13 protein-coding genes are annotated in these 15,075 nt (G+C 43.0%); 5 read left to right on the top strand and 8 right to left on the bottom strand.

Annotation, left to right across the window (positions count from 1 at the left end):
* Positions 1-61 precede the first annotated feature (61 nt).
* Together D2U88_RS18825 and recR are read right to left on the bottom strand one after the other, a co-directional pair.
* A complete protein-coding gene (locus D2U88_RS18825) occupies positions 62-1,420 on the bottom strand; it encodes a dihydrolipoamide acetyltransferase family protein (protein WP_119642084.1) in 1,359 nt (452 codons plus the stop codon).
* 95 nt (positions 1,421-1,515) lie between these two features.
* A complete protein-coding gene (gene recR, locus D2U88_RS18820) occupies positions 1,516-2,136 on the bottom strand; it encodes a recombination mediator RecR (RefSeq protein ID WP_119642083.1) in 621 nt (206 codons plus the stop codon).
* 76 nt (positions 2,137-2,212) lie between these two features.
* Here recR and D2U88_RS18815 point away from each other — a divergent pair, with 76 nt between their 5' ends.
* A complete protein-coding gene (locus D2U88_RS18815) occupies positions 2,213-3,694 on the top strand; it encodes a sodium:solute symporter (protein ID WP_119642082.1) in 1,482 nt (493 codons plus the stop codon).
* Here the strand turns inward: D2U88_RS18815 and D2U88_RS18810 are convergent.
* The gene (locus D2U88_RS18810; protein WP_119642081.1) at positions 3,678-4,037 is read right to left on the bottom strand and encodes a CoA-binding protein; all 360 of its coding nucleotides are present in this window, start codon (positions 4,035-4,037) and stop codon (positions 3,678-3,680) included. The genes D2U88_RS18815 and D2U88_RS18810 overlap by 17 nt on opposite strands.
* 350 nt (positions 4,038-4,387) lie before the next feature.
* Between D2U88_RS18810 and D2U88_RS18805 the strand changes: the two genes are divergently transcribed.
* Entirely contained in the window at positions 4,388-6,838 is a 2,451-nt protein-coding gene (locus D2U88_RS18805) for a TonB-dependent receptor (protein WP_119642080.1), read from the top strand.
* A 117-nt stretch (positions 6,839-6,955) separates the two neighbouring features.
* On the opposite strand, the gene D2U88_RS18800 is transcribed toward D2U88_RS18805, so the two are convergent.
* The 3 genes from D2U88_RS18800 to D2U88_RS18790 form a co-directional block, all read right to left on the bottom strand.
* The gene (locus D2U88_RS18800) at positions 6,956-7,963 is read right to left on the bottom strand and encodes a 3-oxoacyl-ACP synthase III family protein (protein WP_119642079.1); all 1,008 of its coding nucleotides are present in this window, start codon (positions 7,961-7,963) and stop codon (positions 6,956-6,958) included.
* Between the two features lie 96 nt (positions 7,964-8,059).
* On the bottom strand, positions 8,060-9,370 hold the full coding sequence (locus tag D2U88_RS18795; RefSeq protein ID WP_119642078.1) for an ABC1 kinase family protein: 1,311 nt from the start codon (positions 9,368-9,370) through the stop codon (positions 8,060-8,062).
* A 6-nt stretch (positions 9,371-9,376) separates the two neighbouring features.
* A complete protein-coding gene (locus D2U88_RS18790) occupies positions 9,377-10,033 on the bottom strand; it encodes a TetR family transcriptional regulator C-terminal domain-containing protein (protein ID WP_119642077.1) in 657 nt (218 codons plus the stop codon).
* Positions 10,034-10,361: 328 nt separating this feature from the next.
* Between D2U88_RS18790 and htpG the strand changes: the two genes are divergently transcribed.
* The 3 genes from htpG to D2U88_RS18775 all read left to right on the top strand — a co-directional run bounded on the left by htpG (position 10,362) and on the right by D2U88_RS18775 (position 14,033).
* Positions 10,362-12,245, top strand: a complete 1,884-nt coding sequence (gene htpG / locus D2U88_RS18785) for a molecular chaperone HtpG (RefSeq protein WP_119642076.1) — start codon at positions 10,362-10,364, stop codon at positions 12,243-12,245.
* 90 nt (positions 12,246-12,335) lie between these two features.
* Complete coding sequence (locus D2U88_RS18780) at positions 12,336-13,673, top strand: hypothetical protein (protein WP_119642075.1); 1,338 nt, start codon at positions 12,336-12,338, stop codon at positions 13,671-13,673.
* A gap of 3 nt (positions 13,674-13,676) precedes the next feature.
* Entirely contained in the window at positions 13,677-14,033 is a 357-nt protein-coding gene (locus D2U88_RS18775; protein WP_119642074.1) for a DoxX family protein, read from the top strand.
* Here D2U88_RS18775 and D2U88_RS18770 read toward each other — a convergent pair.
* Together D2U88_RS18770 and D2U88_RS18765 are read right to left on the bottom strand one after the other, a co-directional pair.
* Positions 14,025-14,441 carry a hypothetical protein gene (locus D2U88_RS18770; protein ID WP_119642073.1) on the bottom strand — a complete coding sequence of 139 codons (417 nt, stop codon included), beginning with the start codon at positions 14,439-14,441 and terminating at the stop codon, positions 14,025-14,027. The genes D2U88_RS18775 and D2U88_RS18770 overlap by 9 nt on opposite strands.
* The gene (locus D2U88_RS18765) at positions 14,434-15,012 is read right to left on the bottom strand and encodes an RNA polymerase sigma factor (protein WP_119642072.1); all 579 of its coding nucleotides are present in this window, start codon (positions 15,010-15,012) and stop codon (positions 14,434-14,436) included. Before D2U88_RS18765 ends, D2U88_RS18770 begins: the two co-directional genes overlap by 8 nt.
* Positions 15,013-15,075 lie beyond the last annotated feature (63 nt).

Raw genomic sequence — 15,075 nt, 5'->3', positions numbered from 1 at the left:
ATAAATGGGGCTTAAAAATCTTAAAGTTAAGCATAGTGAAGGGAATAAAAGGGGTTTTCCCTTAGATTTCCCTATTCACGTCCCAAGCCTCCAGATAATCTGCCACTGCTTTTACAAACATTCCCCCCAAAGCACCATTTACCACACGGTGATCGTAACTGTGGGAAAGGAACATTTTACTGCGGATTCCTATGAATTCTCCTTGACCTGTTTCAATCACGGATGGAATTTTTCTAATGGCACCCAAAGCCAAGATACCTACTTGTGGCTGGTTGATAATCGGGGTACCAAAAACACTTCCGAAGGTTCCCACATTGGTCACGGTATATGTACCATCCTTTACTTCATCCGGTTTTAGCTGGTTGTTGCGGGCACGGTTGGCCAAATCGTTTACAGTCTTGGCCATCCCCACCAAATTCAGTTGGTCGGCATTTTTGATTACGGGCACAATCAGGTTGCCATCGGGAAGGGCTGCTGCCATTCCCAAATTGATGTGCTTCTTTTTAATGACCTTGTCCCCATCCAATGAAATGTTCATCATCGGGAATTTCTTCAAGGCCATGGCCACGGCTTCCATGAATATTGGCGTAAAGGTAAGTTTCTCGCCTTCCCTTTGCTCAAAGGCATTTTTTACCTTGTTCCTCCAGTTCACCACATTGGTCACATCCACTTCCACAAAACTCTGTACATGTGCCGAGGTTGAAATGCTCTCGACCATATGGTGGGCAATCAGTTTGCCCATTCGGGTAAGCGGAATCACTTCATCCCCATCGCCCACAGGTATAGCTGCAGGTTTTGGTTTCTCCGTGACTTCTTTTACTGGTTTCGCTTCCGTCTCCACCGGCTTGGTTTCCTTAATGGCTGGCACCTCAGCAGGTTTGGCGCTTCCATTGGAGGTGCGATTTTCCAAGTACCCCAAAATATCGTTTTTGGTCACCCTACCTTCACTTCCGGTACCTATAATGGCTTCCAGTTCCTCCATGGAAACCCCTTCTTCCTTGGCGATGTTTTTTACCAAAGGGGAATAAAATCTATCCGAACTCGAAAAATCCGGTGTGGAAGGAGCAACAGCTTTTTGTGTCTGTGCCATATTGCTTTCAAGAACCGTTACGGGCTCCTCAGCAGGCTCCGAAACCGTGCTTGTTGTATTGGAACCTTCAGTTGGTAGCTCCACATCCCCATTGACCTGGATCACGGCGACCACCTCTCCTACTTTTATCACATCGTCTACGTCAAACCGCTTCTCCACCAGAACACCCTCCACTTCACTGGGCACTTCAGAATCCACCTTGTCCGTGGCAATCTCAAAAACAGCCTCGTCTAGTTCAATGGTATCGCCCACTTCCTTCAACCATGTGGTAAGGGTAGCCTCAGCGACACTTTCTCCCATTTGCGGTAATTTCAGTTCAAATTTTGACATATTCTTACTTATCAAAGTGATTTCAGGTTATATTTTGCAAAAATACTAAAGAAATTCACTTATTATTGGTTTATGTTCATTATTTAGCGATCCAGCTAATTGGCCTTCATTGAATTTTCAAAAGGTACCCGGTTCAAAATACTTCGTCCCAAGGTGACCTCATCGGCATACTCCAGTTCATCCCCCACAGAAATTCCCCTGGCAATCGTAGAGGTCGTTACCTCCATACCTTCCAACTGTCTATAGATATAAAAGTTGGTGGTATCCCCTTCCATGGTGGAACTCAAGGCAAAGATGAGTTCTTTTACTTTTCCTTCCTTCACTTTATTGATCAAGGATACGATGTTCAAGTCCTGCGGACCCACTCCTTCCATGGGGGAAATCTTGCCGCCCAACACATGGTACAACCCATTATATTGGGACGTGTTCTCTATCGCCATCACATCGCGAATATCCTCCACCACACAGACCAAGGTCTCGTCCCTTTTCGGGTTGGCGCAGATCTCACAGATTTCTGTATCCGAGATGTTGTGGCAGCTCCTGCAAAAGTTCACCTCGTTTTTCAACTTGGAAAGGGCATGGGTCAAATGCTCCGTCCGTTCCTCGGGCTGTTTGAGCAGATGAAGCACCAAACGCAAAGCAGTGCGCTTACCTATTCCTGGCAACTGCGACATTTCGTACACGGCATTTTCCAATAGTTTGGATGAAAATTCCATAGCATCAAATCTCCAACAAAATTACGATTTTAGTGTTACCAATTTACTTTCGTACTTTGCAAATCAAATACCATTTATGTCAGCCACTCAGATTCTCTTGCTTATAGGTGCTTATTTCTTGGTCCTTATATTGATCTCTTACTTTACTGGAAAAAACGATTCCAACGCCGATTTTTTTAAAGCAGGAAAACAATCTCCCTGGTATGTAGTGGCTTTTGGGATGGTCGGGGCTTCGCTTTCCGGTGTTACATTCATCTCGGTACCCGGTTGGGTGGAGGACATCCATTTTACCTACATGCAAGTAGTGATAGGCTATCTTTTCGGGTATTTTGTGGTGGCCTTTGTATTGCTTCCCCTTTATTACCGATACAACCTCACCTCTATTTATGAGTATCTGCTGGAAAGGTTCGGTACGGTCAGCCACAAAACGGGGGCGTTTTTCTTTTTTGTTTCTCGGGTTTTGGGAGCCGCGTTCCGGTTATATTTGGTCGCCATTGTATTGCAGCAGTTTGTGTTTGATGACCTTGGAGTGCGGTTTGAGTTTACGGTGGTCATTTCCATTTTATTGATTTGGATATATACCAATAGAGGAGGTATAAAGACCATTGTTTGGACCGATACATTACAAACCCTTTTCATGATATTGGCCGTTATCCTGTCCATTGTCTTGATCAACCAAGAATTGGGATGGAGCTTTGGGGAATTTATTAAGTCGGATGAATTGAAAAACTATAGTTCCTTTTTGGTCACCGACAACTTTTTAGACCGAAACTATTTTATTAAGTCCTTTGTGGGTGGCATGTTCGTGACGATATGTATGACGGGGCTAGACCAAGATATGATGCAAAAGAACCTCACCTGCAAATCACTGAAAGATGCCCAAAAGAACATGGTTTGGTTCAGCTTTGTATTGGTCGGGGTCACTTTTTTGTTCATGCTTCTGGGGGCATTATTGTTCATTTATGCCAAACAAAACGGAATTGGCATCCCGCTAATGGATGGGACCCCAAAAACAGATTTGCTGTTCCCAGAAATTGCCCTCAATAGTGGATTGGGGCTTACCCTTTCCATCACTTTCATGCTGGGATTGATCGCTGCCGCTTATAGCAGTGCGGATAGTGCACTTACCTCTTTGACCACTTCGTTTTGCGTAGATTTTCTCAACGTTCAAAAGAAAGAGGAGGCAGAACAGAAAAAAATACGAAAACAGGCACACGTGGGTATGAGCATCATGTTGATCATTGTCATCATTGCCTTCAAGTATATCTTGAGCAGTAATGTGATCGATAGCTTGCTTACGGTCGCTGGCTATACTTATGGTCCACTTTTGGGTCTTTTCGCCTTTGGTATTTTTACCAAGCACAAGATCAAGGATGCTTATGTATGGATTGTAGCTGTTCTATCGGTCACCATCATCATTTTGGTGGCCAATATCCCTGCCTCCTATTTAGGCGGTTACCAGATGGGTTATGAGCTTTTGCCCCTTAATGGATTGCTGACTTTTTTTGGCCTGTGGTTGATCAGAAAAAAGGAATTGGAACCTAGTATTGCCCTGTAGCCAACAGGACCAAAGTACAGGCAACTTCTACTTTTATGCCTTCTTTTTCAAGGATTTCATAAAATTCCGGATTTTCGGTTCCGGGGTTAAAAATCACTCTTCTGGGCCGTAAATCCACGATTTTCTGGTAATATTCCCTTTGATGGGTTGGGTTCAGATATAAAGTTACGGTATCAATATTTTGAAAATCAACTAAGTTGTCTTTAATTTGTACCCCAGATACAGTTCCCCCATGTATCCCAAATGCGGTCGTTTCAATATTTTGGTCGACCAACCTACGAACTGCCATGTTACTGTATCTTCCCGGGTTTGTTGAAGCCCCAAAAACTAGTGTTTTTGTCATTTGTTAATTTTAGTGTTAAACTTAAAGATAGACTGTAACGATTTTAAAAAAAATCCGTCTATTGTATATATAAAAAATTTCATTGGTAAGACTGTATTTTTTATAGTTAATGGTTAGTGTTTAGTATAGCTTATCAATGTATCAACCCCGGTAAATTTACCGGGGTTTCTTCTTTCCAAAACTTTTTTCCTTGGTCTTTTTTTGAACGACAACCTTACAGTCAGGCAATTATCCTTTTTGATAATGTTAAAGAATGTTAAAATGAGGTGAAGCTGTAACATTCCGCGGCCAATGGCGTCTTAACTATATCATCAATCAATCGAATTCATCAATCAAAAAACGAACAACTCATGAAAAAGTTGACCTTACTTTTTGCACTCTTTCTGTGCGCTCTATTCCCATCACATTCCAACGCCAATGATCCCGATGACGCCTTAGGCTCCATTTCGGGAACGGTGGTGGACAACACCATGAAACAACCCGTGGCCTATGCTGCTGTGGTCATTAAATCGGAAGATGGTTCCCAAACCGTTACCGGGGGCATTACCACGGAGGACGGAACTTTTGACATCAAAAAACTGCCTGATGGCAATTTCATTTTTGAAGTTCAGTTTATCGGATACAAGACATATTCCCAAAAACTGGTCATCTCCAAGGACAAAAGGAATATAAACCTAGGTACCATCACCTTGGAGGAAGAGACCCAAAACCTTGAGGGGGTCGAGGTGGTTGCCGAAAAAACGACCATTGAACAACGGGTGGACAGAAAAGTGATCAACGTAGGCAAAGACCTGACCACTTCCGGCGCCTCCGCATCTGACATCATGAACAACATTCCCTCTGTAAACGTGGATGCCCAAACCGGGGATATCACCTTAAGGGGAAATTCGAATGTCCGTGTGATGGTAGATGGTAAGCTTTCCAACGTGCCGGTTGCACAGTTGTTGAAACAGATTCCCTCAACTTCCATTAAATCCATTGAGTTGATCACCAACCCTTCTGCCAAGTACAATCCAGAAGGTATGAGCGGCATCATCAACATCATATTGCACAAAAATGCCAATATAGGGTTCAACGGAAACGTAAGTATGGGCCTAACCAAGGGTATCGAGGCCAAATTCAACAGTTCCATTGATTTGAACTACCGCAACGGCAAGTTCAATTTCTACGGAAACTATGGCAACAACATCGGTAAATGGGTAAACGATGGAAGCATTTTGAGGGTAGATGAAAACTCACGGCAAAAATTCGACTTCCTCAACAACAACAAATCGCACCTATACAAATTGGGGGTTGATTTTTACCTGAACGAGAAGAATACCATCTCCTTCTTTACCAATCAGAACATTTATGATGGAAAGGGGTATGGAACCGTGGCGATCAACTATTTTGAAGACCCTTCCAGGAACCTGACCCAATATTTTGATGATCTTTCCGACAATACGAGCGAGCAATACAACTTTGATTATAAACTTGATTTTGGCAAGGAAGGCCATAACATTGAGCTGGAAGTGGACCACAACCTATTCGACAGTGGCCAGGATGCCGATTTTAGATCGGTTGGTGCCGTTGTTTATCCAAATTACAAGGATTTTGTGGACACCAAACGTACCCAAACCACAGCCAACTTGGACTATGTGAATCCGTTGGACAGCATTTCCAAACTGGAGCTTGGGTTGCAGTCAAGGAATTTTGAGTCGAAAGTGGATTATTCATCAACCGGACAATCCTTCAACTCACAAGGAAACTTGGTTCCCACGCCTTCCACCAAGTTTATTTACGCTATGGACATTTATTCCGCTTATGCCACTTTTGGACAGACCTATAAAAAATGGTCTTATCAAATGGGCGTACGGATCGAGGATGTAGAGGTAAAAGCGGACACCAATGCGGTGCGTGCCTTTACCGATAAGTATACGCAGCTGTACCCTTCGGCATTCGTGACCTATAGTCCAAATGAAAAAGACCAATTGCAGGTAAGCTATAGCAGAAGGGTGGATCGACCCGGTTTGGACCAGGTAAACCCCATCAGGGAATTTGCCACACCGTTGATCTCTTCTTTCGGTAACCCAAACTTGGTGCCCCAGTTTACCAGTTCCTATGAACTGAACTATACCCGAAGGCTCAAAAACGGTAGCATAACCTCAGGGGTGTTCTACCGAAGTATTTCCGACGAAATCAACAGGGCTTTATATGTGGATCGTTTGGACCTGAACAAGACCATCCTCACCTATGACAACTTTGATAAAACATCAGCCTATGGTGTAGAGGTTTCTGGAAATTACAGGCCTTTAAAATGGTGGAGCATTAACGGTAGTTTTGATATGTACTCCCAAACCCAAAGAGGCTTTTCAGAAACATTGGACACTACCGATCCCAATGCTACAGAGGATGATATTGTAACGGAGCAGGTTAAAGTGGACAACACGGCCTGGAACCTGAGGATGAACAACAGTTTCACCGTGACCAAAAAATTGACCCTGCAAGCTTTCGGATTTTATCGGGGCAGAAACAAGAGCATCCAATTTGATGCCAATCCCATGTATTTTGTAAACTTGGGTGCCCGCTACAGTTTTGATGATGGCAAGGGAACCATCAGTTTTAATTACAATGATATTTTCAACACCATGCGTTTTGCCTTTGAAGGGGATTACCCCTACGCACAGGAAGGCGCCTTTAATTGGGAGAGCAACAATGTTTATGTAGGTCTTTCCTATCGTTTTGGAAGTGGCAAGAACCGCGCAAAACAGCGTAAGCGAAGGGACGACAACACCAAGCAAGGTGGCGGCGGCATCCTATAACAATAATTTGATGGTCCTAGTCAGAGTGTTGGTTGGTTAGTCTTTCAAGGGCCTCAATAAAAAACCCCGATCCTAAAGGATCGGGGTTTTCATTTATACATATTTTATAATCTGATACTACCATCTGATAATAACACTGCCCCAGGTAAATCCACTACCAAAAGCGGCCAAAACGACCAAATCCCCTTCTTTGACCTTGCCTTCTTCCCAAGCTTCCGTTAAGGCGATCGGGATGGAAGCGGCCGTGGTGTTGCCATATTTCATGATATTGTTGAACACTTGGTCATCGGACAATCGGAATTTGTTCTGGATGAACTGGGAAATCCTCAAATTGGCTTGGTGCGGAATCAACATATCGATATCCTGTGGGGTAAGGTTGTTCTTTTGTAACCCTTCCATGATCACTTCACTAAAACGGACCACTGCATTCTTGAACACAAACTGACCGTTCATATACGGAAAATAGGAAGTATCCTCCGGATCGGCATCGGCAATGATATCGGTCACCCACCTTTTGCCCATCCCAGGTGCGATCAAAGAAAGTTCTTCGGCATGTTGGCCTTCGGAATGCAGGTGGGTAGAGAGGATTCCTTTGGAAAGATCTTCCTCCCTTGTTAAAACAGCGGCCCCTGCCCCATCACCAAAAATGACCGAAACACCCCGGCCCCTCGTGGTCATATCCAGTCCATGTGAATGAAGTTCCGATCCGATGACAAGCACATTCTTGTACATGCCACTTTTAATGTACTGATCGGCCACCGAAATACCATATACAAATCCCGAGCATTGATTTCGGATATCGAGGGCCCCTACGGTAGGCAAACCAAGATCACGTTGTACCAAAACACCTGGTCCTGGAAAATAATAATCCGGACTGAGGGTAGCAAACACGATAAAATCAATTTCATCCTTGTCAATACCGGCACGTTCAATGGCTTTTTCAGCGGCTTTCACTCCCATGGAGGTCGTAGTGTCCTCCCCTTTCACCACATGGCGTCTTTCCTTGATACCGGTACGTTCCTGAATCCATTCGTCATTCGTGTCCATCATCTTGGACAAATCGTCATTGGTCACCACATGTTCGGGCACATAAAATCCTAATCCTGATATTCTTGAGTTGTACATTACGAAGTGCTTAAATAGAAATTTTTAAAAAAAGTATAGGCTAAATAATGGAAAAGTAAAAAATATATCCAAAGAACTGGATATATATTAACAAAATTAGACCATGTACTTTTTAAAATGGTTCACTTTCACCTTGGCCCCAAGATCGTGTAGCAGATTGTAAAGTCCAAAAAAGGTGCGGTTCATATACAGAAAATGTTTGGAGCCTCGATTTCCGTTCATCTTTCGGATCTGTTCATCCTTGGAATAACGTTCACTCAATTCGGCAATCTTGGACCAAAAGCCCGCATCCCCAAAATCGAACTCCTCTTTGTTGAAGGGAGAAGTAAAGATACTGAGCATTTCCTTGAACAGCGCCTTGAAAAATTCCAGTTCCTCTGTACTATCCATTGGGGTCAGGATTTCCAGTTGATAGAGCTTTTCCATGAAGATGGTATCATTATCAAGGTTTTCCAAGTTGGCCAATTCAAAATACGGAACATAGAACTCATCGGGTATGGCCTTGATGCAGCCAAAATCTATCGCTATCAGGCTGCCGTTACCACTTACCAAGAAATTGCCAGGATGTGGGTCGGCATGCACTTTTCTCAAATGATGGATCTGGAACATGTAAAAATCCCATAGTGCCTGTCCCAATCGATTACCAAGATCGACATCAAAAGCGGTTTTGGTAAATTCACCCAAATGTAACCCGTTCATCCAATCCATGGTGAGGATACGTTCACTGGAAAGTTCGGGATAGTATTTTGGGAATTCCATACCGGGGATTACGGCACAAGCCTCAGTAATTTCCCTGCTCTGTTCCAATTCCAGAATGTAATTGGTCTCCTCGATCAATTTATGTTCCACTTCCTTGAAATATTTCTCGGAGTCCTTTCCCTTTAGGTTGAACATTTTAATGGCCACAGGTTTCACCAAGGCCAGATCGCTGCTGATGCTGTCCGCAACACCCGGATATTGAATTTTTACAGCCAATTCCCTGCCATCCTTAGTGGCACGGTGTACTTGACCAATACTTGCCGCATTCACGGAATCTTTTTCAAAATGGTCAAAAATGTCCTCTGGATATTGTCCAAGGTATTTTTTAAAAGTCTTGCGGACCAAAGGGGCCGATAATGGGGGAACAGAAAACTGGGAAAGGGAAAATTTTTCCACATAGGCCCTGGGCAGCAGGTTTTTCTCCATACTCAACATTTGGGCAACCTTTAGGGCGCTGCCTTTCAAACTCTTCAGGCCATCATATATATCCTCGGCATTGTCATGGTCCAGCTCTTCTTTGGAAGTATCCGGGTTAACGAGTTTTTTGCCATAGTACTTCACATAATTCCCGCCGATCTTGACACCGGTGGTCACCAATTTTCCCGCCCGCTCTATTTTTCCGGTGGGTATTTTGTCCAATGTTTTCATACGGTACTACACAAACTTTTCTTTGTACAGAAATTTCCCAAAGTCAATAATCTTTTCCAAAGGGGTATTCTCAAAAATCTGAAAGATCGTGGTTACGGATTTCTCAATCGCGATATCCGTTTTTTCGAACCCTGGCGAACTGTCCTCCATCCAAAATTTCAACAGGAACAAAAACTGTAGCCAAGCCCCTTCGGAAAACAGCGGCTCATTATATTTTAAGATCTTTAGGTTCTTTTCCTCATTTCTGATATGAATCAATTCCGTAGCAAATTCCTTGAAGGATTTCCGTAAGCCCTTCAGTTGGGCCAATCCTTCGAATGCATTCCGGTGTTCCTTGAGCGCAAACAGCACGTAACTGCGGTTCAAGGTCAGGTTTTCAAAAAAAGTGAAGAAAAAGGTCAACATTTTATCCTCATTGGACATGGTAGCGTAATCCTTGTTCTTGTTCAGCAAAGCCGTGGTATTGTCAAAAAACTTGTGCCAAATCCTTTGTTGTATGGACTCGAAGGATCCAAAAAATCCGTAAAAAGTGTCCTCCCCTATTTTGTTTGCCTTGCAAAACTTATAAACAGATTCGGGTACCTTTCCATTTTCCAGAACAGAATCCATGTACCATGTGATAATCTTTTCCTCGGTGATGTTGGTTTTTACTAATGTTGCCATTGTACTCATTCTTTAGGGTGAAACAATCATTGGTCAACCTGTGGCAAGCGAATAAAGAAAATGCACTTCCGAGCGAAAGTGCATTTTCCACAACCTAACCAATAAATAAACAAACTTGTTATAGTGCAGAACTTCTTCACAGCAATTTTTTCCTATAACAGTCTAAAGATACGATATTTTGTTTAATTTTTAAAAGAAAAGAATAAACAAAATTTTGTTAAAATTCAGTTTAGGTAAAATATGACGGTTTCCAATGTCAGTTTGTCATATTTGCCATTCTGGTATTTTTTTTGTCGAATGCCATATAGATAAAAGAAAAAACAAAACGATGGCAACAGGTAAAATCAATGTTTCAGTAGAGAACATTTTCCCTTTAATCAAAAAATTTCTGTACAGCGACCATGAAATTTTCTTGAGGGAGCTTATTTCCAACGCTACGGATGCGACCTTGAAACTAAAACACCTTACCTCTATTGGCGAAGCCAAAGTGGAATATGGCAACCCCATCATTGAGGTGAAGGTAGACAAGGACAACAAACGCATCCATATTATTGACCAAGGCATCGGGATGACCGAAGAAGAGGTCAAAAAATACATTAACGAAGTGGCCTTTTCAGGCGCCGAAGAGTTTTTGGACAAATACAAGGACGCCGGTAAGGAAGCTGGGATCATTGGTCACTTTGGTCTTGGTTTTTACTCCGCCTTTATGGTGGCCGAAAAGGTAGAGATCATTTCCAAGAGTTATCAAGATGCCCCAGCGGTGCACTGGACCTGTGATGGCTCCCCGGAATTCACCATTACCGAGTCGGACAAGACAGAAAGGGGAACCGAAATCATCTTGCATGTAGCCGAAGACTCCACCGAATTTTTGGACGATTCCAAAATCCGTGGCCTTTTGGTGAAGTACAACAAGTTCATGCCCATTCCGATCAAGTTCGGGACCAAGACCGAAACCTTACCCAAACCGGAAGGCGCCAAGGAAGATGAACCGGCATCAACCCAAGTGGTGGACGACATCATCAACAATCCCAACCCAGCATGGACCAAGCAGCCTACGGATTTGACCGATGAGGATTATAAAAGCTTCTACAGGGAACTATATCCCATGCAGTTTGAGGAACCTTTGTTCCATATCCATTTGAATGTGGACTATCCTTTCAACCTAACGGGAATTTTATATTTCCCCAAGTTGACGAACGACCTCAACATTCAAAAAGACCGTATCCAACTATACCAAAACCAAGTATTCGTCACGGATAATGTGGAAGGAATCGTACCAGAATTTTTGACCATGCTACGCGGAGTTATCGATTCCCCTGATATTCCGCTGAACGTTTCGCGTTCTTACCTTCAGGCCGATGGTGCGGTGAAGAAAATTTCTTCCTATATCACCAGAAAAGTTGCGGACAAGTTGAGTTCCCTTTTCAAAAACAACCGTGAAGATTTTGAGCAGAAGTGGAACGACATCAAGGTGGTCATTGAATATGGCATGCTATCCGAAGAAAAGTTCTTTGAAAAAGCGGAAAGTTTTGCTTTATACCCCACTGTGGATGGCAAATACTACACTTTTGAAGAGTTGGAGGCCAAGATCAAGGACAACCAGACCGACAAGGATGAAAAGTTGGTGGTCCTTTATGCTTCGGATACGGAGGCACAGCACAGTTATATTGAAGCTGCCCAAGCCAAAGGTTATGAGGTATTATTGATGGATTCGCCCATTGTACCGCACTTGCTCCAAAAACTGGAAACAACAAAGGAAAAACTGTCCTTTGTGCGGGTTGATGCGGACCATATCGACAACCTCATCAAAAAAGAAGACACTGCCATTTCCAAACTTTCGGACGAGGAAAAGGAGCAGTTGAAGACCGAATTGGAAGAAGTCATCTCCAGCAAGGGTTACACCATTCAATTGGAAGCCATGGACAGTCAGGCTTCACCGTTCATCATCACGGAACCTGAATTTATGCGCCGAATGAAGGAAATGCAACGTACCGGTGGCGGTATGTTCGGTATGGGCAATATGCCCGATATGTACAATCTGATCGTGAACACCAACCACGAACTGGTAGGTGAGATCTTGAATACCAAGACCGCCAAAAAACGGGAACGGTTGATCAACCAATCCCTGGATTTGGCCCGCCTGTCCAAAGGACTGTTGAAGGGCGAAGAACTCACCAAGTTCATCGCTCGTAGCTATGAAATGATCAAATAAAGATTGGATTACTAATATGATGTACAAAACCGCTCATTTTGAGCGGTTTTTCTTTTTAATGTTTATCTTGTTGCATCAATCGACCAGACCGTGGGCAACAACGATTACAACAGTCCATCCTTTAAAAAACTATTGGATTCCCTGCAGCAGCAAAGCTGGGAGTTGGAACTCATCATTTCGGGTTTTGCCATCTTTGGGCTGTTCACGGCTTATGAGCCGTTACGTCTGGAAATGGTGAATGCCGAGAACGAGCAACACATTTATCGCTTTGTGGCCTATTTCATTCTACACATTGCTTCTTCCATCCTATTGTTCAACTTATTACTCCATGTAATCTTGAGGGGACTTTGGATCGGGGCCTTGGGACTTCGCTACGTTTCAGGGGATATAGAATTTGAAACACTGAATTATGCGCAAAGGTTCACCAATTATCTCAAAAAGCGCATTGTGTCCTTTGATCGGTACATTGCCAATCTGGAAAACTATTGCAGTGTCCTTTTCGCCATTTCCTTTTTGCTGATTTTCTATGTTTTGGCCATGACCACCGTTATCATTTCCATGGTATTGGTGGGCAGTTTTATCATTGAAGGAGATTGGTTGCCCGAATGGTTGGGCAGCATTTTGGGAACTATCCTGATGCTGTTCATTGTATTTGGGATGTTGCTCACCTTTATCGATTTTTTGACCCAAGGCTTGCTCAAAAAGAACAAATGGGTGGCCAAATTTTACTTTCCAGTGTATTGGGTCTTCAGTTTTTTGACCCTCTCTTTTCTCTATAGACCTTTGGTCTATAATTTCTTGGACAACAAATTTGGAAAAAGGCTGATCTTGTTGCTTGCACCCATTTACCTCGTCATCCTGATCATCACCAGTTTGGAATACCGCCATTCCAATTATTTGGAAAAGGATTTGAATTCTTCCAGTGTTTTTGCGAACAAGAAAAATTATTTGGACATGTTGATCGAGGATGGTGATTTTCCGGGTGATGTGGTCATTCCCTCCAAAGTGATCACTACATCTTATTTAAATGTTTTCATTCCTTTTTCCGAACATTTGGAGGAGCGTATCTTTTTGCACAACGATTCGCTAAGACCCAAAAAAGACCGTCGTGGACTTACCTCCGGCATCAACATAAATACCAATTGGAGCGATGAGATCACGAGCCTAAGCCAAAAGGACAGTATTCGTAAAGTGTACCTTAAAACATTTAACGAAATATATTCTTTTCAGGTTGATACGTTAAATAGGGACGAAGATTTTATATTGACGACTGGAATGAACGACCTTCTCGGTTTTGAGACTTTCCTTAAAATTTCTGATATAGAGGAAGGAAAACACATCCTAAGGTTAAAACGGATGCGGAAGGAAAAAGGGTCAGTGGTCACCGTTACCGAAGCGGCCATCCCTTTTTGGAAATTCAAAGATTAATGTATGGCTCCATGGCACCTCTACTTAATGGCCGGCTTATATGTACTTGCAGGCCTTATGCATTTTGTAAGACCGAAAATGTATCAGCGCATCATACCCGATTACCTTCCCTACTCCAAATTTTTGGTCTACCTAAGTGGGGTGGCTGAAATTGTTTTGGGCATTGCCTTATGTTTTGATGCCACTCGAAGGTTGTCAAGTTTTGGCATCCTTTTAATGCTTGCTGCCTTTCTTCCTGTTCATTTTTATATGCTATCAAATAAAAAAGCCGCCATGGGACTGCCCAAATGGGTGTTGGTCCTCAGGATTCCCCTTCAATTTGTATTGATGTATTGGGCCTATTCCTACGCCTCACTTTAACAAAGCTGTCCGATCCATGTGCTTTTTGAGCCAAGGTACCTGTACAAAAAATAGGAATCCGAATAGCAGTACCGCATATACCCATACTTTGGAAGAGGTGTAGTTTTCCAACCAACCCCAAAGCGGTTTAAAATTGGGCTCCCAGGTAATCTTATCGAACCAGCCGGTTCCATCGCCCAAACCATATTGAGAGATAACATAGCCCATCAAAACCGAGAAAGCCACAAATAGTCCCACCAAAACGGATCTGGACATAATGGGTTTATATTGAAAGGCCTCTTGATGGGATTGCGCCTCAATCTTCTGCATCAGATTTTTGGTAAAATCCACCGATGGGGATTCCAATGGGGCATCGGCCATGATGCGGTCCACAAACTCCTCCAATTTTTTTTCTTCGTGCTTATCCATTGCTTTCAAGTATTTCACGTTCTAAACTGGTTTCCATGATACCGGCCAATTTTTTTCTGGCCCTGAACAATTTCACTTTTATCGTATTGGCGGAGACGTTCAAAATTTTCTCCATTTCCAAAAGGTTTTTTTCCTCAAAATAGAACAGGGTAATGATCCCTGCATCCTCGGCCGGTAATTTGGCCAAACATTGGTCAATCAATTGCCTTTTTTCTTCCTGAACCATTTTATCCAGCGCATCGTCCATATCGGCCAAACCCATTTTCCTCACTTGGTCAATTTCAATATGGTCATGGGCCCTTTTATTCTTTTTGATCCGATCCAAGGCCGTATTGTATGCAATCCTATAGATCCAGGTCGATACTTTGGAATCCCCCTTAAAGGTAGCCAATGATTTATATATTTTTATAAAGGCATCCTGCGAAACCTCCTCGGCCTCTTCCCTATTGCCCAATAACCTCAAGGACAGGGTAAACACCAAATCCTTGTACCTTTCTACCAAATCGGTGAAGGCCCTGGCATTGCCACGGCGAATTTCCTCTATCAGATTTTTTTCCTTGTTGGTCAGCATTGCACATTGGACGACTAATGTACCTTTTAGGTTACATGGATTACAATTTTTATAAAATTATGT

This window comes from Flagellimonas aequoris (assembly GCF_003584165.1).
Classification (GTDB): Bacteria; Bacteroidota; Bacteroidia; order Flavobacteriales; family Flavobacteriaceae; genus Flagellimonas; species Flagellimonas aequoris.
This window is presented reverse-complemented; position numbering and strand designations above follow the sequence as displayed.